The following is an 18515-nucleotide window of genomic DNA, read 5'->3' on the forward strand; positions in this document are numbered from 1 at the left end:
AGGGGCAGCGTACTTACGGGCTTACCTGCATCGCCGCCAGCATCCCGTCAACCGCCCTGGGCCAGGGGAACTGCTCGGCGCGGGCGCGGGCGGCGGCGCGGCGGCCGTCCTCCGGCTTGTCCAGCAGTTCGGTGACCGCGCCGGCGAAGGCGCGGGCGTAGTCGGGCACGGCCGCGCCGCAGCTCGGGCGGACGATCTCGCGCAGCGCGGAGGACTGGGAGACCACCACCGGGGTGCCGGAGGCCAGCGCCTCCAGGGCGGCCAGGCCGAAGGTCTCGTGCGGGCCGGGGGCCAGTGAGACGTCCGCGGTGGCCAGCAGGTCGGCCACGTCGGTGCGCGAGTTCACAAAACCGAGGAAGGTCACCGGCAGGCCGGCCGCCCTGCGTTCCAGGGACTCCCGGCGCGGGCCGTCCCCGGCGATCACCAGGCGCACGTCGTGGCCGGACTCGTGCAGCTCGGCCAGGGTGTCCACGCTGCGCTCCACGTGCTTCTCCACCGACAACCGTCCACAGTGGACAAGCAGGTTCTCCGCGCCGCCGGCCAGTTCGGTGCGCAGCGCGGCGTCGTGCCGGGCCGGGGTGAAGGTCTCCAGGTCCACGCCCAGCGGCACCCGCAGCACGTTGTTCGCGCCGATCCGGTCGAACTCCTCGCGGGCGAACTCGGTGGTGCAGACCACGGTCTCGTAGCCGGCGGCCATCCGGGTGTTGGCCCAGTCGGCGACCCGGCGGGCGGCCGGACCGGGCAGGAAGAACTGCTCCAGCAGCCGGTCGAAGCGCTCGTGCGAGATCACCACGTTGGGCACCCCGCGCTTGCTGGCCCAGCGGCCCATGCCACGCAGGGTGATCCGGTCGGAGACTTCCAGCCGGTCCGGCCGCAGCCTGCTCAGCAGCGACTGCACCCGGACCGGGTCGACCACCCGGTAGCCGCCCATGAACGGCACCTTCGGCGCGGGCAGGGTGATCCTGCGCACGCCGGAGGCCAGCAGCTCGTCGTCCCGGCGCGGGCCGGGCACGATCAGCACCACCTCGTGCCCCGCGGCCACGTACCCGGCGCCCAGGTGGTTCAGCGCGGTGCGCAGGCCGCCCGAACGCGGACCGTAGAAGTTCGCGAGCTGCACGATCCGCATGGGCACCGGTCCTTGTTAGTCGGGAGCTGAACCCCTCCAGGGTGCCCTACGCGGCGTGGCTGTCCGCCGCCGGCAGGGATGTGACCTCGGCGTAATGGCCGAGGAGTTCGTCACATACGGCAGGCCAGGTGCGCCGGAGCACCGATTTCCGGGCCTCCGCGCCGTACTTGGCCCGCAGCACCGGGTCACGCAACGTGTTGATCGCCGCGCACATCGCCTCGGCGTGCGCGTCGGCGTCGAATGGCGGCAGCAGGAAGCCGGTGCGACCGGGGGTGACCAGGTCGCGCGGTCCGCCAGCGTCCGGGGCCAGTGCGGGCACGCCGGAGGCCAGCGCCTCCTGCACGGCCTGGCAGAAGGTCTCATACGGCCCGGTGTGCACGAACACGTCCAGGCTGGCGTAGGCGGTGGCCAGTTCGTCGCCGCCGCGGAAGCCGAGGAAGTGCGCGTCCGGCAGCAGCTTGCGCATGTGCCCCAGTTCGGGACCGTCGCCGACCACCACCACCTGCACACCCGGCATGTCGTGCAGCGGGCCGAGCCGGTCGACGCACTTCTCCAGCGCGACCCGGCCGACGTAGCCGACCAGCAGCTCGCCGTTGGGGGCCAGCCGGGCGCGCAGGGCGTCATCGCGCTTGCCGGGGTTGAACCGGACCGTGTCCACGCCGCGGGCCCAGCGGTGCACCCGCGGGATGCCGTGCTCCTCCAGGGCCTGCACGGCCCAGGTGGAGGGGGCCAGCGTGCGGTCGGCCATGGTGTGCAGCCACTTCGTCCACTTCCAGGCGGCGCGGGCGGTGAGCCCGAGGCCGTAGGAGGAGGCGAAGCCGGCCACATCGGTCTGGTAGACCGCCACCGCCGGGATGCCCAGCTTGCGCGCGGCCACCAGGCCGCGGGCGCCGACCACGAACGGCGAGGCCAGGTGCACCACGTCCGGGCGGAAGTCCTGCAACGCCTTGAGGATCTTGCGGCTGGGCCAGCCGATGGGCTGGGCCTTCAGCACGGGCAGCTGTAGTTCGGGCACCCGCACGACCGGGTAGCCGCAGTACTCGTTGACGCCGTTGCCGGGCGCGATGACCAGCGCCTCATGCCCCGACCGACGCAGATGTTCCAGTACCCGCATGACGGAGTTCGTCACGCCGTTCACCTGCGGCAGAAAGCTCTCGGTCACGATCGCGACTCGCACAGGTGTCACGGTGCCGCCAGCTCCGGCCCAAGGACCGACACCGGCATGACGCCCCGCGGAACTGTTGTCGAACTCCTCGTTGTCCTGCTCGCTCACGGTGCCGCCACCTCGCCTGCTCAGCTCCCTTCCGAACTACCCCGGCAGAAGGCCGAACCGCAGTCTTGACCTGGTGATCCCCGACACGTCACCTTCGCTTCGCGTCACTGACACCGTACGCGGTCAGGCTAGGTCGGCATGACCGTCGTGCCCCCAGCGCCACCACACCCCGTCGAACCAGGGCTTTTGTCCCGGGCGCTGGAGGTGGCCGGCCGGCTGGCCAATGACGCGGCCGACGTGATCACCGCCACCGCGGGCCGCGGCGCGCACCCGGAGACCCGGGCGAATCCATTCGACTGGGTGACCGACACCGATCACACCCTGGAGCGGCACACCCGCCGGGTGCTGGCCAAGGAGTTCCCCGGCATCCCGGTGATCGCCGAGGAGTTCGGCGCCGAGGCGCACCCGCCCGGCGCGGAGTACCGCTGGCTGGTCGACCCGGTGGACGGCACCGCCAACTACGTGGCAGGCATCCCCTGGTGCGCCTACAGCCTGGCGCTGATGGACAGCGCGGGCCCGGTGGTCGGTGTGGTGGCCGATCCCTACCGGGGCCAGATCTACGCGGCCGCCAGGGGCCGGGGCATCCGGGCCAACGGCGCGCCGGTCCGGCTGGACCCGCACGCCGGGGTGGCCGGCGGGATCGTCTGCGCCGAACTCACCCGCGCCGGCCCCTGGCCGGGCATGGGCGAGTTCATCACCGCCGCGGCCCAGGCGCACACCGGGGTGCGGGTGCTGGGCTCGGCCGCGCTGGCGGTGGCCCAGGTCGCGCTCGGGCACGCGGTGGCCGCGGTGCTGGACAGCTACCGGGAGTGGGACGTGGCCGGGTCGATCGCGCTGGCACTGGAGTCGGGGGCGGTGATCCTGGACCGGCACGGGCGGCGGCGCTCGCTGCCGGCGGACGGGATGCTGGTGGCCACCCCGGCCGCGGCCGCCGACGTGCTGTCCTGGTGGCAGGGCGGGGGCTGATGTGATCAGCTCGGCGAGCAGTCCGCGGGCTCGGTCCGGTGCCCGGTGACCAGCCACCCGTCCGGACTCCGCTCAAGTGCGAACTCGCCAAGTCTCGGCCCCGTCGTCACGGCCAGTGCGCAGGAGAAGGCGGTGGACTTGCCCCCGCTGGCAAGAACCGCCTGCTCGTCCACCTGGATGTTCTTGTAGCGGATCTTGTCGGTGACCTGTTTCGCCAGGTGCGTGATTGCCTCGGGGCAGTCCGCCTTGCCGAAGTTGGCGGCAAAAGCCTTCCCGGCCTCCGGGCTGAACATCGTGCAAGCCAACCGCGTGTCCTCGTTGGCTACAGAGGCGTACACCACCCGGATGACCTCGCGTGGGTTGTCCGACGTCCGGACCACCCCACCCGGCGAGACGACTTGCGGTGAGGCGGTCGGCTGGGACTCCCCTGTCCCGGCCTCCTCGGGTCCGCTGACGATCTGCACGCAGCCACTGGCCAGCAGCAGGGGCAGCAGTACAGGCACGCCGAGTTTGGCGCGGCTACTGCGGCCCACCTCCGAGGTCGACCGTGCCGATGTCCCGGCCGCCCACATAGTTGCCACTGACGTCGCCCCCAACAAAGTTGATCACGTCTCCGGTGCGGATCACGTGCAGGTTGATGATCTGGTTCGCCTGGCGCTGGAAGGCGGTGACCGAAATGCCGTGCGCGGTCAGGAACTCACCGATGGCCCGGAAAGCCCTGGTCTCCAGCACTTGGACGTAACGCTCGACATCCCTGCGCTGGAAGTAGTTGGACACGTTCTCGTCCGCGGCCAGTTCACGGATGCTCCTGGCCGCCCCGTACTTGGCCGGACGCGGCCGGGTAGGCAGATGCGGCTGCGGGCGAAGCCGCCTGGTCAGCCTGCCCGCGCGACGGAAGATCGTCACCGGCAGGCTGATCCAACAGGCGGCAGCATGACGGACCGCTCCCCAGAACGTGTGCAGTTGATCATCGATCGCCCGGAAGTGCTCGGCCACCGGCAGCAGGACGCAGGGTGTCCACTCCAGGTACAGCACCCGTTCGCCCACCCCGATGTGCAGGTAGACCGACACGCCAAGCTGCCGGTCCCAGGTCTCGACCTGGAAACACCGGTAGTGCCGCATCCACTCCAGCGGTCGCTCGCGAATCTCGGTGACCAGCGCCGGTGGCACGTCGTGGGCGGGCGGACCGTCCAGCCGAGGAAGCACAGCCCTGGTTCGCAGGTCGGACAGGTGGGTGAGCAGTTGTTCGGCGGAGGCCACGACCTGGTCGTGTGCGGTCAGCTTCCGCAGCCTCGCTCCCGGCGACAGCGAGACCGCCTCGCCGAGCCCAGCCAGCTCCCTGGTGATGTGGTCATGCAACTCCGACACCGTGAACGGGGTCATCGCGGGGTCCACGAGGCTGTCGGCACTCACTGGCCGCTTGGGCGACTCATCGGCGGGGTCCAGCGGTAAGGCCATCGACCAGGCGTTGAACCCGGTCCCGCTGCCGACGAAGGGCCAGTACTCGCGATGCACCACCAGGTTGCCGGGACTCCGCATGGTCATGGCACGCCGCAACGCCCGCCGCCAGCGTGGCGGGGCGAGGTGACGGAAGAACACCTCCAGCGGCCAGGCGGACCTGGCCGGATGGGCCATGAAATCCGAGCGCTGGAAGCTACGGCCCACCAGTCTGGCGAGAACGAGTTCGTCGATCAGCAGCACCAGGAACGCCGTCACTATGAGCAGCAGGGACCAGACCAGCAGGTCGAGCCGAATGACCAGGGTGAACCGGTCATGCGCCGCGGCCGTCGCCGCCCCGCCCGCCAGCAAGATCAGCAGCAGGACGAGTGCCAATCGCCGAAACTTGCGCACGGTGTCGCGGTGAACCAGTCCGTTCCACTCTCGTAGCAACGAGCGCTGTTTTCCGGTCGGTTGCGCTGAGGCGAAATAGGCCCAGACGAGCGCGGCAGCCAGCCACGGCAAGAACGTCCAGGTGCTGACAGCGATCGATCCAGCGACCAGGAGCACCAGCAGGAGATCCCGGACACGTCGCCGAGTCCGGGCGGCGACCGCCTCACGCAGCACCGAATGCACATCTCCGCCCGGCACCCCGAGCGCCGGGCGGAAGGGCTCAGCCAGCGACTCCCTGATCGCCTCGTCCGCGAACTCCTGGTCGAGGTGCGCTGCGGCCGCGAGGTAGCGCGTGGTGTTGTCCGCGATCGGGCCGGTGGCCTCGCTCGCCGACGCGTGGCTCGGGCTCGGCCGGCGCGGCTGCTCCTCCGGCAGGCCGCCGGTGGGAACGGCGAGGTCTGTCATGGGCGCTAGTCCTTAGCCCCACCCTGGCTGACCCCGCCGACATCCCTGGCCTGCACCGACTTCCCGTCCACGTTGCCGCCGACGAAGTTGAGGCTGCCGCCGGTGTTGTCGATGTGGTTGTTGATCACCTGGTTGGCCCTGGCCTGGAACTCGACCACGGACAGGCCGCGGGCGGTGAGGAACTCGCCGATGGCGCGGAAGGCCCTGCCCTCCAGCAACTGCAGGTAGCGCTCCAGGTCCTTGCGCTGGAAGTAGTTGGCCAGGTCCTCGTCCGCGGTGAGTTCGCGCAGGCTGGTCGCGGCGCCGTACTTGTCCGGCACCAGCATGCCGTGCGGTTGCGGCAGTGGGCGCAGGGTGCGGAACAGGGACTGGGCCCGGCGCGGGGCGGTGACCGGGAGGCTGAGCAGGCTGCCGATGGCGTGCCGGATCGGCGCCCACGGGGTGGCCGGGCGGCGGTCGGCGATCCGGTAGTGCTCGGCCACCGGGCGCAGCACGCACGGGGTCCACTCCAGGTAGAGCATCCGATCGTCCGCGCCCAGGTGCAGGTAGATGGAGACGACCAGGTTGCGGTCCCAGGTCTCGACCTGGAAGCAGCGGTAGTAGCGCATCCACTCCAGTGGGCGTTCGCGCAGTTCGGCGACCTGGTCGGCGGTCAGCGCGCGCTTGGGGGCGGCGTCCACGTCGGGCAGCACCCAGCCGGCGCGTTCGTCGTGCAGGTGGTCGAGCAGGGTTTCCGCGGAGACCACGACCTGGTGCCGTGGGGTGAGGCCGCCGAGGCGGCGTTCCGGGGACAGCGAGGCGGAGCCGCCGAGTTTGCCCAGTTCGGCGGTGACGTGCTCGTACAGCTCGGTGAGGGTGAACCCGGCCGGCACGGTCTGGCCAGCCGGATCCAGCGGCAGTGCGATGGACCAGGGCTGGAACGGGACGCCGCTGCCGACGAAGGGGTGGTAGTCCCGGTACACCAGCACATCGCTGTCCTGCTCGTCCTGCTGGAACCGGGTCAGTTCCCGGCGCATCCGGGGCGAGCCCAGGCTGCGGAACAGCTTCTCCCCGGACCAGGTGTCCCTGGTGGGGTTCGGCTGGAAACCAGGCCCAGCACGGAAACTGCGGCTGAGCAGCGCGGCCAGCACGAACTCGTCGGCCAGCACCACCAGCAGGCCGGTCAGCACGAAGAACCAGGGCAGCAGGCCGCCGTCGATCAGCTCGGGGGTGGCCGCCGCCCTGCGGGTCTGCGCGGGCGCGAACTGGCTGGCCGCCAGCAACGCGGCCAGCACCAGGAACAGGATCAGCGCCCAGCGCCGGGTCCGGCGCACCACCTGGAGTTTGATCACCCCGCTCCACTCGCGCAGCAGGGTGGAGCGCTGGCCCGCGGCGTGCCGGGGCGCGAGGTAGCTCCAGGCGATGGCGTAGAGCAGCCAGAACACGAACAGGTAGGTGCCGGTGAAGAACACGCCGAGCAGGCAGAGCAACAGGATGGCGTCCCGGATCCGGCGGCGCATCCTGGCCGCCACCGCCTCCCGCAGCACCGCGCCGAGGTTGACCCCAGGCGTCGGCGGCACCGCGCGCAGCGGTTCCACCAGCGTCTCCCGGATGGCCTGGTCGGCGAACTCCTGGTCCAGGTGGGCGGCCGAGCACAGGTAGCGGGTGGTCTCGTCCTCCCGCCGCCAGGGCGCCCGCGCCGCGTGGCGGGTGGCGGCACTGACCCAGGGCAGCACGCTCTCGGTCACCGCTGGCCTCCGAATCCACCGAATCCGCCGGCGGTCGTGGGGGTCTCGCTCGGAGTGGTGCCGAACCAGCCAGGGGTGGTCACCGTGGTGGGCGTCGTTCGGCGGGTGGTGGTGGTCCGGATGGTGGTGCGGAAGGTGGTCGGGAACTGCTCGGTGGTCCGCAGCGAGGTCTCGACCGGGTATTCCTCGTAGTTGTCGCCGGTCAGCGTGACCAGCGCGATCGCCGCACCGCTCGCGGTGAGCCAGCCGAGCGCCAGTAACGCGCCCAGCGCCAGCGAACTGAGCTGCCGGGGATTCCCGTCTGGAGGCACCCGAGGAAGCTAGCCCCGGCGGAGCAGCCCCACTGCGTCATAGGTCACAGAACATTCGACCGTTATCGCGACACTTCACCCATGACCACCGAAGTCCAGCCGGACCGGCTGCGGACCATCGTGCGGAGCAAGTGGCGGCCGGACGGGTCAGCCGACTCGCCGGCGTTGGCGCAGGTGCTGGCGGCCGACGAACTGGCCATGGCCGGGGACCACGCGGGCGCGCTGACCGGCTACCGCACCGCGCTGGCCAAGGACCCCGGCTGCGAGGTCGCGGCACTGGGCGAGGTGGTGGCGCTGCTGGCCACCGGTGCCACCCAGCCGGCGCTGTCCATCATGGAGTCCCGGTTCGCCCGGCAGCACGGCGATCCGGTGACCCGCTTCCACCTCGGCCTGGCGCTGTGGGCGCACAGCCTGGACGTCCGGGCGCACACCCGCGGCGGCGCGCCGATGATCATCTCCCGGTCGCAGGCGGCGACCTGCCGGGCGCTGGCCGAGCGGATCATCGGGCTGGGCCTGACCGATCCGCCGCTCACCCAGGCCGCCGCGGCCCTGCGTGCCGAGGCCGAGGCCGGCGAGTCCTGGGTGTGGAGTCCCGGCGTGCGCTACGCCCCGGTGATCGTCGGACTCGGGGTGAGCCTGCTGTTGCTGGTGCTGGGGATCTGGGCCGAGGAGGTCGGTCCGCTGGTCCTCGGCGGGCTGCTCGGTGCGATCACGCTGTTCCTGCACGTGCTGCTGAACCGGCGGCAGCGCCTGGAACTGCGCGGCCGCCGGTACGCACGTCTGCTGACCCACAAGGGGGCTTAGAGCCCGGACAACACCAGTTCGGTCGCCTGGTTGACCGGTCCGCACGGGGCCGGGGGCACCGGCTTGCCGGTGGCGGGCTTGCTGAAGTCCATGGACACATCGGCCTCCACCTGGACCAGGTGCGCGCTGAACTTCACGTCCTTCTCGCCCGGCTTCACCGTGAGCGAGGTGAAGCAGGCGCCGCCCCGGCCCGAATCGGCGGAGGTACGCCGGATCCCGGTCAGGCCGCCCATCTCCAGCCGCTCCACCTTCTGGCTGCCGAAGCTGGTCAGGCTGGGCTCGTCATCCCGGTCCCAGGTCACGCTGACCTGCAGCTTCACCGGCTCGTCGCCCTTGGCGAAGCGGAGCCTGCACTCGTACGGGTTGAGGTACTCCATGATCTGGAACTGGTACTCCGGGTACAGCGCGACGATCTGGTCCTTCTTCGCGCACGGGTCCTTGCCCAGCAGCTTGCTCTCCGCGGCCGCGGTGCGGGCAGGCGGGGACTCCAGCTTCGGCGCGAGCAGGGCCAGGTAGGCGCCCGCCTGCTGGCAGCGCTCCGGCCAGGGCGCGGGCTTGCCGGTGTTGGGCACCATCCGGGCGCGCAGGGCGGCGCCGAAGTCGGTCTGGCCGAGCTGGATCTTGGCGTGGCAGGTGTCGTCGTTGGTGCCGCTGATGGTCGGGAAGTAGACCTTGCGGCCGCCGACGTCCTCGAACTTGTCCTTGTTCCGGTCCTTCGGCTCATACGGCGCGCCGAGCACCAGCTCGAACAGCCAGAAGTGCTCGGCGTTGGGCGTGCCGCCGATCCCGGCGCAGCCGTTGAAGCCCGGCCCGTTGGTGCTGACCACCTTGGGCCCGAACTTCTTCAGGAACTCCTGGTCGTGCAGGGCGCAGATGTCGGTTTCCTGGATCTTCTTCATCAGCGCGAGCACGGTTTCGGAGGACTTGTCCGCCTCCGGGGGCGCGCCCGGCCGACCGGTGCTGCTGGGCCGGGCGGCGCCGGTGGGCGCCTGTGCACCCGCCATCGGGGTGCCGGGGACGGCGGTGGTGCACCCGGCCGCGAGCATGGCTAGCGCGAGCACTCCGGCGAGCAGGCGAAACTTGGCTGACATGAGGTCCTCTGACGCACTCGGTCCGGCCCTCCCCCCATTCGGCCGAACCGTAACAGCGGGACCGGTCCTTCCGCCGGGAAACGAACTGATCAGGCGACGCGGGCTCAGTCGGCCGGACGCAGGTGCGGGAGCTGCTGTTCCAGCAGCTGCAGCTGGCTGTCCACCCGCTTGAGATCGGGCTGGGCGACCAGCTGGGTGATCACCTCGCCGATCCGGCGCTCGGTGGCGGCGAACTCCTGGGTGGCGGCGAAGAGCCTGCGGTAGAGCGGGTGCTCGTTGAGCCGGGACTGCCGGTCCAGCTGCAGGCGGCGGCCGGTCTCGGCCAGGCCGCGTGCGGTGGGCAGCTCGGCCCGCATGGTGGCCACGATCTGGCCGAGCCAGTCCTTGGCCGGTGACGGCGGCACCGCGGCCAATGCCTGGTCACAGCGCTGCACCGGCTGCTCGCAAGCGTCCAGTAGCCGGGACCAGGCGTCGTCGACCCTCGGCGGCGGCAGCGGCATCCGGTAGGGCTGCGGCGGTGGTGGGGGCAGTGCGGGGCGCTGCCGACCGGAGGCCGAGGTGACGCCCATGACCACACCGCCGATGAGCAGACCGGGCAGCCCGCCGACCAGGAACGGGCCGACCATCAGCGCCATGAACGCGTAGATCGCCGTGCTGCCCACGAAGGACCCGCTGATCAGCAGCACCAGCAGGAACGGCAGGAAAACCACGCCGTAGCCGACGAGGAACCCGGTCACGACCGGATTGCTGGGTCGGCGGTTCCGGTCAGTCATGGTGGTTCTGACGCAGCAACGGGAGCTGCTGTTCCAGCATGCGCAGCTCATCACCCACCCGATGCAGCTCGGGCGCTCCGGCCAGTCGCACGATGATCTCCCCCAGTTGCCGTTCGGCGGCGGCGAACTCCTCGACCGCCGTGGCCAGCCGCACCCTGGCCGGATGCTCCGCACCGGCGTGCAGCCGCCGCCCGGTCTCGGCCAGCGCGCGGGCCACCTCCAGTTCACCACGCATCGTGGTCATGATCCGCAGCAGCCAGTCCCTGGCGGGTGAGGCGGGCACCGCGTCGGCGGCGTGCCGGACCCGGCGCAGCGAACCGGCGCAGGACTCGAACATCGCGGTCCACACATCCGGCGGCGGCGCGCGGAACTCCGGCGGCCGGGCCATCGAGGCCCTCGGTGGCGGGACCGGCTTCGGCGCGGGCATGAGCTCGGGTTCAGGTTCGGGTTCCGCCACGAGTTCGGCCGGGGCCACCGAGACCGGGCCGGTCAGGCCGAACAGGCCCAGCGTGGCCCCGGCCAGCATGCCCACCCCCGCACCGACCAGTCCGGCCAGCATGAGCAGCGCCGACACCGAATCCCCGACCACCGAGACGGGCATCAGCAGCACCGTGGCCAGCATGCAGATCAGCGCGCCGCCGGCCGCGCCGAGCAGCATCGGGGATCGCAGCCGTGGATTCCGCACGCGGGCCACCGGGCCGGACGAGACGCGCTCGGGCAGCCCCGGGATGCCGGGCAGTGTGCTCACCCTCCCAATTTACGGCCGCGCGCAACCCGGTCAGGCGTCGAAGTCCACCGTCACCTGTTCGGTCACCGGCAACGCCTGGCAGGTCAGCACGAACCCGGCGTCGATCTCGTGCTGTTCCAGCGCGAAGTTGCGCCGCATCCGGACCTCGCCGACGGTGACCTTGGCCCGGCAGGTGCCGCACACCCCGCCCTTGCAGGCGAAGGGCAGATCGGCCCGCACCCGCTGCGCGGCGTCCAGGATCGGGGTGTCGCGGGGCAGCGCGAGCACCGTCTCCCGCCCGTCCAGCAACACCACCACCTCGGCCGCGTCACCGTCCACAATGGACTCCTCCACCCGGTTCAGCTCGGGCGGCGGCTCGTCGACGTAGAACAGCTCCTGGTGCACCCGCTCGGTCGGCACCGCCCGGTCGAGCAGCACCTGCTGGGCGGCGGTGACCATGCCGTAGGGCCCGCACAGCCACCAGTGCGCGATATCGGCCACCGGCACCAGCAGGTCCAGCAGCTTGCCGATCCGCTCGGCGTCCAGCCGCCCGGCGAACAGCTCCACGTCGCCGCGTTCCCGGCTGAGCACGTGCACGAGTTGCAGCCGGCCGCGGTAGGCGTCCTTGAGGTCGGCCAGCTCCTCGGCGAACATCACCGTGTCGCTGCGCCGGTTGCCGTAGAAGAGGGTGACCCGGCTGTCCGGGCAGTCGGCCAGCAGGGTGGCCGCGATGGAGAGCACCGGGGTGATGCCAGAGCCCGCGGCCAGCAGCACGTGGTGGCCGCCGAGTTCGGTCGGGCTGAACCCGCCGGAGGGCGGCAGCACGTCGATCCGGTCGCCCGCGCGCAGTTCGTCCACCAGCCAGGAGGAGAACAGCCCGCCGTCGACCCGGCGCACACCGATCTGCGGGGCCCGCCCGCGCGGGGCGCAGATCGAGTAGGAACGCCGTTCCTCAACGCCGTCCGGGCTGATCCGGCGCAGGGTCAGGTACTGGCCGGGCCGGAAGGCGAACTCGGCGCGCAAGTCTTCCGGCACCGCCAGGGTGACCGCGACCGCGTCCGCGCAGAGCTGGTCGACCCTGGCCACCTCCAGGTTGTGGAAGGCCGCGCGAGGACGCGACATCGCCGGAGCGGCCATCAGATCTCCTTGACGTGCTCGAAGGGTTCGGCACAGGCCGAGCAGCTGCGCAGGGCCTTGCACGCGGTGGAGGAGAACCGGGACAGCTCCACGGTGTCCCGTGATCCACAGCGCGGGCAGGGCACCACCGCGCTGGGCGGGTCCAGCCGCAGCGGCACCGGTCCGGCCAGTCGCGGGCCGATCCGCCGGGGCGGGGCAATGCCGTGTTCGGTGAGCTTGCGGCGGCCGTCCTCGCTGATCCAGTCGGTGGTCCAGGCCGGACTCAGCACGGTGCGCACCTCGACGTGCGCGAACCCGGCCTCGCGCAGGCCCTTGCGCAGGTCGGCGCGCATCTCGTCCAGGGCTGGGCAGCCGGAGTAGGTGGGCGTGATGGTGACCAGCACGGTGTCCCCGGCCAGTTCGACCGCACGCAGCACACCCAGTTCGGCCAGGGTGAGCACGGGCAGCTCCGGGTCGAGCACCTGCTCGGCCACCTGGCGCGCGTAGTCCACTGTGGACGGTGCCATCGCGGTCACCAGACCGCGTCCGGCTGGGAGCGGGCGATGTGCTGGAGTTCGGCCAGCAGGTAGCCCATCGGCCGGGAGTGCACGCCGTCCCGCCCGGCCCGGCCGCTGACGGTGGCCATCGGGGCGACGTCGGGCCTGGTCAGCGTGGCCGCGGTCAGGACCTGGTCCAGCACCGCGTCCACCTCGGCCCGCAGCTCGCCCGGGTCCACCGCGACACCCGCGGCGGCCAGCCGCTGCTCCACCGGATGCGCGGTGAACAGCTCCTCCAGGTAGGGCCAGACCCGGTCCAGCCCGGCCTGCATCCGCCGGTGCGACTCCTCGGTGCCGTCACCGAGCCGGACGGTCCACTGCGCCGCGTGATCGCGGTGGTAGGCCAGTTCCTTGACGCCCTTGGCCGCGACCGCCGCGAGGACGGGGTCGGCCGAGGCGGAGAGCCGGACGAACAACGCCAGCCGCGCGCTGGAGAACAGCAGCAGCCGGGCGATGGTCTGCGCGAAGTCGCCGTTGTCCTGCTCGACCAGGCGCACGTTGCGGAAGTCGATCTCGTCCCGGAAGTAGGCCAGCCGATCCTCGTCCCGGCCCGCGCCCTCGACCTCGCCAGCCCTGGTGAGCAGCAGCCTGGCCTGGCCGAGCAGGTCGAGCGCGATGTTGGCCAGCGCCACGTCCTCCTCCAGCTCAGGGCCGTTGGAGCACCACTCGGCGGTGCGCTGGGACAGGATCAGCGCGTCGTCGCCGAGCATCAGCGCGTACGCGGCCAGGTCCGCCCGGTCCACAGTGGACGGAATCTCCCTGTCCACAGTGGACATCTCGTCGTGGAAGCCGGAACCGTAGGCCCACCGGGCGTCGTCGTGCTCCGCGGTGAGCCCCTCGTAGGCGTTGTCGAAGGACATCAGAGCCTCACAGGTGCGGAACGCCGTCGGGGATGTCGTAGAAGGTGGGGTGCCGGTAGACCTTGTCCCCGGCCGGTGCGAAGAACGGGTCCTTCTCGTCCGGACTGGAGGCGGTGATCGCCTCGGCCTGGACCACCCAGATGCTCACACCCTCGTTGCGCCGGGTGTAGAGGTCGCGCGCGTTGCGCACGGCCATGTCCGCGTCCGGGGCGTGCAGTGAGCCGACGTGCACGTGGTTGAGGCCGCGGCGCCCGCGCACGAAGACCTCCCACAGCGGCCAGGACGAACGCACCTCGGCCATCACGCAACACCCTTCGCTCGCGCCGCCCGCTTGGCCGCGTAGGCCGCGGCCGCCTCCCGCACCCAGTCGCCGTCCTCATGCGCCCGCCGCCGGTGCTCGATCCGCTCGGCGTTGCACGGCCCGTTGCCCTTGACCACCCGCATCAGCTCGGCGAAGTCCGGCGTGCCGAAGTCGTGCTGCCCGCGCTCTTCGTTCCAGCGCAGTTCCGGGTCGGGGAAGGTGACCCCGAGTGCCTCGGCCTGCGGCACGGACATGTCCACGAACTTCTGCCGCAGCTCGTCATTGGTGTGCCGCTTGATCCGCCAGGCCATGGACCGCTCGGTGTTGGGCGAGCTGTCATCCGGCGGCCCGAACATCATCAGCGACGGCCACCACCACCGATCCACCGACTCCTGCACCATCCGCCGCTGGTTGTCGCTGCCGCGCATCATGGTCATCAGCAGCTCATAGCCCTGCCGCTGATGGAAGGACTCCTCCTTGCAGACCCGGATCATCGCGCGGGCGTAGGGCCCGTAACTGGTGCGGCACAACGGGACCTGGTTGCAGATCGCGGCGCCGTCCACCAGCCAGCCGATGACCCCGACGTCGGCGAAGGTCAGCGTGGGGTAGTTGAAGATCGAGGAGTACTTCTGCCGCCCGCTGATCAGCTTCTCGGTCAGATCGGTCCGGTCGGCGCCCAGCGTGGCCGCCGCCGCGTACAGGTAAAGCCCATGCCCGGCCTCGTCCTGGACCTTGGCGAGCAGGATCGCCTTGCGCCGCAGACTGGGCGCCCGGCTGATCCAGTTGCCCTCCGGCTGCATGCCGATGATCTCCGAGTGCGCGTGCTGGGCGATCTGCCTGATCAGGGTGGCCCGGTAGGCGTCGGGCATCCAGTCCCTCGGCTCGATCCGGCCGTCGGCGGTGACTGTGGCGGTGAACTCGGCTTCCAGCTCTGGCGATTCGGTTTCGAGCACGGCAGACACCTCCGGCCGGTTCGGGGAACAGGCTAGATGTTACACCGAATCGCCGAAATTGGGAGAAGGTGTCACATTGCCGGTCCGGGGCAGCTCAGGGTTGCCAGGGCCGGAGAGAGTGGTCAATCACTCACATTCGATGACCGCGGGCTCGCGGGGGATGCGCGGACGGGTTGCGAAGGTGCGGCGGGCCGGTCAGGTGCGGCGTTTCTCCAGCCGACGGACCAGCGGATACGCGATCACCCAGGCGCCGGCGATGACCGCGACCACCGGCCACACGTTCATCCAGGCGTTGCGGCCCTCGACCCGGACCAGTTCGTCCGGGAAGTACAGGTCGTACTCGACCTTGACCAGGTTGCCCTCGGCCAGGCCCGAGGGGTACAGGATGCCGCGGGTGGGGCTGTGGATGGCGCCGTCGGGGGTGTTGTAGCGGACGATGGTGCGGGCGAAGGTGACTGCCTGGACCTCGGCCACCGCCGTGCCGGTGCGTCTGCCGATCTTGTAGTCGTTGACCAGCATGGCGCCGAAGAGCACCAGGCACATCAGCGTCAGCAGGCTCGCCACCGCCAGTACCGCCACGGACGTGCGGCGCAGCCTGCGCGGCTTGGGCAGTGCCGCCACGCGCCGGCGCAGCCGGTCCAGTAGTCCTGCGTTCTCCGCCACAGCACGAACTCTAGTGCGCGCGTTCCGGTGGGCGCGGGCCATACGCTGCTGGGGTGACCTTCGCACCGTCTCGCAGCAGTGCGCGCGCCGTGCGGGTGCGCACCCGGGAGCTGCCCGCCGGGGTTGACCTGCTGGCACAGCTTCCCTCATCCGAGGATGTGCTCGCCTGGGTCCGGGGTGGGGACGGGCTGGTCGGGTGGGGAGTGGCGGCGGAGTTCCGGTGTTCCGGGCCGGATCGGTTCGCGGCGGCGGATGCCTGGTGGCGGGAGTTGCAGGGCAGTCTGGACGTCGAGGACGAGGTGGGGCTGCCGGGGACCGGGGCGGTGGCGTTCGTGAGCATGGCGTTCGCGGCCGGGGCCGCGGAGTCGGTGCTGGTGGTGCCGCGGGTGATCCTCGGGCAGCGGGGCGGGCGGGTGTGGCGGACCGAGGTTGGCGGGGCCTCGGCGACGCCGGTGCTGCCGGTGCGTGGGCCGGGGGTGGTGCGGTACGCCGAGGGGCGGCATTCGGTGACGCGGTACCGGGAGGCCGTGCGGACCGCGGTGCGCCGGATGCGGGACGGCGAGCTGGCCAAGGTGGTGCTCGCGCACGATCTGCTGGCCACTGCCGCCGAACCGTTCGATCCCCGGTTCCTGCTGGCCGGACTGGCCAGGCGGTACCCGAGTTGCTGGGCCTACGCGGTGGCCGGGCTGGTTGGAGCCACGCCGGAGTTGTTGTTGCGGCGCAACGGGTCTGACTTCTCCTCGCGGGTGCTGGCCGGGACCATGTGGCCGCGGCCGGGGATCACCGAGGACGAACTGGCCGCCGAACTGCTGGCCTCGGGCAAGAACCGGGAGGAGCACGCCTACGCGGTGCGCTCGTTCGTGGACCGGCTCGGCCCGTTGTGCGCCGAGCTGGACGCGCCTGCCACGCCGGAGGTGTTGCGGCTGCGCAATGTGCTGCACCTGTCCACCGATGTGCGTGGCCGGCTGCACGATGACGGCTCGCTGTTGCGGCTGGCCGAGGCGGTGCACCCGACCGCGGCGGTCGGCGGCACGCCCACCCCGGACGCGGTGCGGCTGATCGCCGAGCTGGAGGGCATGGACCGCGGGCGCTACGCCGGACCGGTGGGCTGGATCGACGGGGCGGGCGACGGGGAGCTGGGCGTGGCGTTGCGGTGCGCGCAGCTGGCCGGGAACACGGCCCGGTTGTTCGCCGGGTGCGGGATCGTGGCCGATTCGGATCCGGACACCGAGGTGGCCGAAGCCGGGGCGAAGATGATCCCGGTGCGGGACGCCCTCGAAGGCGCATAAAGAAAGGCGGGATCCCCTTCGCGTGGAAGGGAATCCCGCCGTCCTTCGTGGATTTACTTGCCCGCGCGGGCGGACAGGTCGTGCAGGATCTGCTGGTTCTCGATCGCCTTCTTGGCGTTCTTCGGCTCCTTCACCTTGGCCGAGCGCTCGGTGCCCTGGGTGGAGACCTCGGGGGTGAGCTTCGGCTTGCCCTTGGTGAACAGCCAGGTGTTGAAGACCTCGTCCAGCTTCTTGCCGGAGAGCACCTCGGCCAGGGCCTTGAACTCCTCGATGGTGGCGTTGCCGTACTTCTTGTTCTCGGTCCAGGTCTTCACCGTCTGGAAGAAGACCTTGTCGCCGACGGTCTTGCGGATCGCGTGCAGGGCCATCGCGCCCCGGTCGTAGACCGCGCCGTGGAACTCGTTGCCCGAGCCCGGCGCACCGATGACGACCTGCCAGAACGGGTCGTTCTCGGCGTAGCGGGCGTAGGTGAAGTCGAACCACTCCTGCGCGGTGCCCTCACCGGCGTGCTCGGACCACAGCCACGGGGCGTAGGTCGCGAAGCCCTCGTTCAGCCAGATGTTGCGCCACTTGGCCACCGACACCGAGTCGCCGAACCACTGGTGCGCCAGCTCGTGCACCACGACGTTGATGTTGTTGCCGTTGCGGAAGAACCCGGGCGCGTAGGTCGGCCGGGTCTGGTTCTCCAGCGCGAAGGTCAGGCCCTCCTTGGGCACCACCCCGCCCTGGGCCTCGAACGGCCACTCGCCGAAGACGGTCTCCAGGAACTCGATCACCTCGGGGGTGCGCTCCAGGGAGGCCTTGGCCGGGCCCTCGATCTCGCCGAGGCCCTCGGAGTAGGCCGTGATGAACGGCTGCCCCTTGTGCCCGGTGCTCTGGTGGATCTCGAACTGGCCGATGGTCAGGAAGGCCAGGTAGGTCGCCTGCGGCTTGGTGGAGCGCCAGTTCCAGCGGGTCCAGCCGCCCGGCTGCACCGCGCGGCTCTTCAGCGCGCCGTTGGAGATCACCTCGACACCGGTGGGCACCGCGACGCTGACGTCGAAGGTGGCCTTGTCGGTGGGGTGGTCGTTGCTCGGGAACCACCAGCGGGCGATGTGCGGCTCGTTGATCGCCACCGCGCCGTCGGAGGTCTTCTTCCACAGCGTCTGGCCGTTGACCTTGGTCTGCGAGGGGATGCCCTCGTACTCGACCACCACGGTCAGCAACGAGCCCTTGGCCGCGGTGCGCGCCGGGGTCACCACGACCTCGGCGTCCGCGGTCTGGCTGAACGTCGCCTTGGCGCCGTTGACCCGCACCGACTTCACCGGCAGGGCGAAGTCCAGGTTGAACCGGCTCAGCTCCTGGGTGGGCGAGGCCACGATGGTCGTGGTGCCGGTCAGCGTGTCGCTGGCCGGCTGGTACTTAAGGCGGATGTCGTAGTGCGAGACGTCGTATCCGCCATTGCCGTCGTTCGGGTAGTACTCGTCACCAATCCCCGGAGCCCCGGTGGAATCGGTGCCAGCCGACGCCGGCCACGCGAGCAGGGCCACGGCCGCCGCCGCTGCCGCCGCCACGCGGAAGCTGTGTCGTCGAAGCACGGTTGTCCCCTCCTGTTGAGAGCGACCAGCGGGCGGTCGCGCTGGCAGGGAACATAGCCACGTGCGCAGGTCAGCACCAGGGTGTTACACGTATGCCCACGGCTTG

19 protein-coding genes are annotated in these 18515 nt (G+C 71.0%); 3 read left to right on the plus strand and 16 right to left on the minus strand.

Features of this window, described 5'->3' with window-relative positions; translation table 11 throughout:
- Nucleotides 1-13: 13 nt before the first annotated feature.
- Nucleotides 14-1126 (minus strand): glycosyltransferase family 4 protein, encoded by a 1113-nt coding sequence (locus HNR67_RS02755; protein ID WP_185000559.1) that lies wholly within the window; start codon nt 1124-1126, stop codon nt 14-16.
- 46 nt (nt 1127-1172) lie between these two features.
- The gene (locus HNR67_RS02760) at nt 1173-2255 is read right to left on the minus strand and encodes a glycosyltransferase family 4 protein (RefSeq protein WP_312986280.1); all 1083 of its coding nucleotides are present in this window, start codon (nt 2253-2255) and stop codon (nt 1173-1175) included.
- A gap of 282 nt (nt 2256-2537) precedes the next feature.
- Between HNR67_RS02760 and HNR67_RS02765 the strand changes: the two genes are divergently transcribed.
- Nucleotides 2538-3365 (plus strand): inositol monophosphatase family protein, encoded by an 828-nt coding sequence (locus tag HNR67_RS02765; RefSeq protein ID WP_185000561.1) that lies wholly within the window; start codon nt 2538-2540, stop codon nt 3363-3365.
- A gap of 5 nt (nt 3366-3370) precedes the next feature.
- Here HNR67_RS02765 and HNR67_RS02770 read toward each other — a convergent pair whose 3' ends face one another.
- Genes HNR67_RS02770 through HNR67_RS02785 form a run of 4 tightly spaced genes read right to left on the minus strand, consistent with a single transcriptional unit; the run spans nt 3371 to nt 7698 of the window.
- Nucleotides 3371-3868 carry a hypothetical protein gene (locus tag HNR67_RS02770; RefSeq protein ID WP_185000562.1) on the minus strand — a complete coding sequence of 166 codons (498 nt, stop codon included), beginning with the start codon at nt 3866-3868 and terminating at the stop codon, nt 3371-3373.
- A 16-nt stretch (nt 3869-3884) separates the two neighbouring features.
- Nucleotides 3885-5660, minus strand: coding sequence for a hypothetical protein (locus HNR67_RS02775; RefSeq protein WP_185000563.1), 1776 nt, complete (start codon nt 5658-5660; stop codon nt 3885-3887).
- 5 nt (nt 5661-5665) lie between these two features.
- Nucleotides 5666-7387 (minus strand): hypothetical protein, encoded by a 1722-nt coding sequence (locus HNR67_RS02780; protein ID WP_185000564.1) that lies wholly within the window; start codon nt 7385-7387, stop codon nt 5666-5668.
- Nucleotides 7384-7698 carry a hypothetical protein gene (locus tag HNR67_RS02785; RefSeq protein WP_185000565.1) on the minus strand — a complete coding sequence of 105 codons (315 nt, stop codon included), beginning with the start codon at nt 7696-7698 and terminating at the stop codon, nt 7384-7386. The genes HNR67_RS02780 and HNR67_RS02785 overlap by 4 nt, the downstream gene beginning before the upstream one ends.
- An 81-nt stretch (nt 7699-7779) precedes the next feature.
- Between HNR67_RS02785 and HNR67_RS02790 the strand changes: the two genes are divergently transcribed.
- Nucleotides 7780-8502 carry a tetratricopeptide repeat protein gene (locus HNR67_RS02790; protein WP_185000566.1) on the plus strand — a complete coding sequence of 241 codons (723 nt, stop codon included), beginning with the start codon at nt 7780-7782 and terminating at the stop codon, nt 8500-8502.
- On the opposite strand, the gene HNR67_RS02795 is transcribed toward HNR67_RS02790, so the two are convergent.
- The 9 genes from HNR67_RS02795 to HNR67_RS02835 form a co-directional block, all read right to left on the minus strand.
- The gene (locus HNR67_RS02795; RefSeq protein ID WP_185000567.1) at nt 8499-9593 is read right to left on the minus strand and encodes a DUF3558 domain-containing protein; all 1095 of its coding nucleotides are present in this window, start codon (nt 9591-9593) and stop codon (nt 8499-8501) included. The two genes, HNR67_RS02790 and HNR67_RS02795, sit on opposite strands and share 4 nt — an antisense overlap.
- A gap of 104 nt (nt 9594-9697) precedes the next feature.
- Nucleotides 9698-10330, minus strand: a complete 633-nt coding sequence (locus HNR67_RS02800; protein WP_185000568.1) for a hypothetical protein — start codon at nt 10328-10330, stop codon at nt 9698-9700.
- A gap of 28 nt (nt 10331-10358) precedes the next feature.
- Complete coding sequence (locus HNR67_RS02805; RefSeq protein WP_185000569.1) at nt 10359-11114, minus strand: hypothetical protein; 756 nt, start codon at nt 11112-11114, stop codon at nt 10359-10361.
- A gap of 30 nt (nt 11115-11144) precedes the next feature.
- Nucleotides 11145-12230: a 1,2-phenylacetyl-CoA epoxidase subunit PaaE gene (gene paaE, locus HNR67_RS02810; protein ID WP_185000570.1), complete on the minus strand. Its 1086-nt coding sequence runs from the start codon at nt 12228-12230 to the stop codon at nt 11145-11147.
- Complete coding sequence (gene paaD / locus HNR67_RS02815; RefSeq protein ID WP_185010056.1) at nt 12230-12736, minus strand: 1,2-phenylacetyl-CoA epoxidase subunit PaaD; 507 nt, start codon at nt 12734-12736, stop codon at nt 12230-12232. Before paaD ends, paaE begins: the two co-directional genes overlap by 1 nt.
- A gap of 5 nt (nt 12737-12741) precedes the next feature.
- Nucleotides 12742-13626 (minus strand): 1,2-phenylacetyl-CoA epoxidase subunit PaaC, encoded by an 885-nt coding sequence (gene paaC / locus HNR67_RS02820; RefSeq protein ID WP_185000571.1) that lies wholly within the window; start codon nt 13624-13626, stop codon nt 12742-12744.
- Between the two features lie 7 nt (nt 13627-13633).
- On the minus strand, nt 13634-13927 hold the full coding sequence (gene paaB / locus HNR67_RS02825) for a 1,2-phenylacetyl-CoA epoxidase subunit PaaB (protein ID WP_185000572.1): 294 nt from the start codon (nt 13925-13927) through the stop codon (nt 13634-13636).
- Nucleotides 13927-14880 carry a 1,2-phenylacetyl-CoA epoxidase subunit PaaA gene (paaA, locus tag HNR67_RS02830; protein WP_185000573.1) on the minus strand — a complete coding sequence of 318 codons (954 nt, stop codon included), beginning with the start codon at nt 14878-14880 and terminating at the stop codon, nt 13927-13929. Before paaA ends, paaB begins: the two co-directional genes overlap by 1 nt.
- 195 nt (nt 14881-15075) lie before the next feature.
- Entirely contained in the window at nt 15076-15543 is a 468-nt protein-coding gene (locus HNR67_RS02835) for a DUF3592 domain-containing protein (protein WP_312986289.1), read from the minus strand.
- Between the two features lie 53 nt (nt 15544-15596).
- Here HNR67_RS02835 and HNR67_RS02840 point away from each other — a divergent pair, with 53 nt between their 5' ends.
- Nucleotides 15597-16832, plus strand: coding sequence for an isochorismate synthase (locus tag HNR67_RS02840; RefSeq protein ID WP_312986291.1), 1236 nt, complete (start codon nt 15597-15599; stop codon nt 16830-16832).
- A 53-nt stretch (nt 16833-16885) separates the two neighbouring features.
- Here HNR67_RS02840 and HNR67_RS02845 read toward each other — a convergent pair whose 3' ends face one another.
- The gene (locus HNR67_RS02845; protein ID WP_185000574.1) at nt 16886-18409 is read right to left on the minus strand and encodes a M1 family metallopeptidase; all 1524 of its coding nucleotides are present in this window, start codon (nt 18407-18409) and stop codon (nt 16886-16888) included.
- Between the last annotated feature and the right edge of the window lie 106 nt (nt 18410-18515).

This window comes from Crossiella cryophila (assembly GCF_014204915.1).
Lineage (GTDB): Bacteria > Actinomycetota > Actinomycetes > Mycobacteriales > Pseudonocardiaceae > Crossiella > Crossiella cryophila.